The organism is Micromonospora sp. NPDC051296 (genome assembly GCF_040682255.1).
Lineage (GTDB): Bacteria > Actinomycetota > Actinomycetes > Mycobacteriales > Micromonosporaceae > Micromonospora > Micromonospora craterilacus.
Window position 1 is genome coordinate 1 of sequence record NZ_JBFBAO010000654.1, and the last position, 1535, is coordinate 1535.

The window sequence follows — 1535 nt, forward strand, 5'->3', positions numbered from 1 at the left end:
AGATCGGCCCCCACGACGTGTTCGGGCAGATCCTGGTGGCCTGCGACGAGATCGCCTACTTCTCCGCCACCGCCGGCGACGAGAAGACCCAGAAGCTGTTCGCCGCGCTGCTACGCGACATCGTGGCCCGGGGCCGCGCCGTCGGCATCATCGTCGCCGCCGCCACCCAACGGCCGTCGTCGGACATCATCCCCACCTCGCTGCGGGACCTGTTCGCGTGGCGCTTCGCGGGACGCTGCACCACCGACGTGTCCTCCGACATCGTGCTCGGGCACGGCTGGGCCGCCCGCGGCTTCTCCTCCAACACCGTCGACCCCAACAACCACGGGGCCGGCTACCTCATCGCCGAAGGCGGCATCCCGACCCTGGTCAAGGCCGCCTACCTCACCGACGCCGACATCATCCGCGTCGCCGACTACGCCGCTTGGACCCGCCGCCACACCAACACCCTCACCCCCGACCACACCGCCCCGGTGAGGGCTGCGGCATGAAGACGAAGACGCCACCCGCTACCCGGGTCCTGGACCTGGTGCTCATCGGCGACGGCGAAGACATCGCCGCACTCACCGCCATCGCCCGCCGCACGGGCTCGCTGGTGTTCCGCTCCGCACCCACCCCGGCCGACAACGGCCGGCAACGGGTGTTCCTCCGGCTCCACCTGCACCACCGATAGAAGAACGGCCGACGAACCGGGACCTGCCCTGAGAAAGCGAACCCGGCTCGCCGACCCAACCACCGCCCACGAAAGGACGTGGCCGCCATGAACCCTACCCAAAAACAGCACCCCACCCCCGGCGCGCTGGCCGACCTGACCCCGGCCGACACCCTGCGCTGCGCCGCCCGCTACCTCGAACTGCGGGGCTGGGCCCAAGGGTCCCTCTACCAGCGGACCACCGACACTCCGTTTCCGCCCGCCTGCGTCACCGGCGCTATCGGCATGGCCGTTGACGGCGACTGCGTGTGGGCCGCCCTGGGCGATAGCCCCGAGGTTGACCGCGCCCTTCGGTTCTTGGCCGACTACCTCCAGCGTGACGGCCGCGTCCGCGAGTCCGACTACCACGGCGCGCTCTGCTACTCCGACCACGAGATCGTTGCCGACTGGAACGACGACGCCACCCAAACCCTGCCCGACGTGTTGGCCATCCTCGGCGACGCCGCCGACGACTACGACCGCGCCCACGGCGGCACCCGATGAGCGCCCGCCTGGACCGCCGGCTACTGACCGCCGGCATGGGTGTCACCGTCGCCCAGCTCGTCACCATCTGGGCCGACCACACCCCGGCCCGTCTCCCCGTACCGGTGGCCTGCCCTCGTTGCGGCCACGCCTACAGCGACAAAGCGCCGCTGTGCCCGACCGCCGCCGTCGTGCGGCCCCTGCTGCGTCGCCGCCGCCACGAGATCCCGGGCGTGCTCGACCCGCTAACCGCCAACCAGCTTGCGGACCTGACCGGCAAACGGCTGTCCACCGCGCTTCCCGCCGAGGTGACCCGATGACCACCGCTGCCCAGATCACCGACCTGACACGTACGTGTCAA

The 1535-nt window shown here is 70.9% G+C and carries 3 protein-coding genes and 1 pseudogene; all 4 read left to right on the top strand.

Annotation, left to right across the window (positions count from 1 at the left end):
• Nucleotides 1–491: pseudogene (locus AB0M52_RS33870) on the top strand (cell division protein FtsK); the annotation flags it as partial.
• Entirely contained in the window at nucleotides 488–673 is a 186-nt protein-coding gene (locus AB0M52_RS33875; protein WP_363961964.1) for a hypothetical protein, read from the top strand. The pseudogene AB0M52_RS33870 and the gene AB0M52_RS33875, both read left to right, overlap by 4 nt.
• 87 nt (nucleotides 674–760) lie before the next feature.
• Complete coding sequence (locus tag AB0M52_RS33880) at nucleotides 761–1195, top strand: hypothetical protein (RefSeq protein WP_363961966.1); 435 nt, start codon at nucleotides 761–763, stop codon at nucleotides 1193–1195.
• Complete coding sequence (locus AB0M52_RS33885) at nucleotides 1192–1494, top strand: hypothetical protein (protein ID WP_363961968.1); 303 nt, start codon at nucleotides 1192–1194, stop codon at nucleotides 1492–1494. The genes AB0M52_RS33880 and AB0M52_RS33885 overlap by 4 nt, the downstream gene beginning before the upstream one ends.
• The last annotated feature ends 41 nt before the right edge of the window (nucleotides 1495–1535 follow it).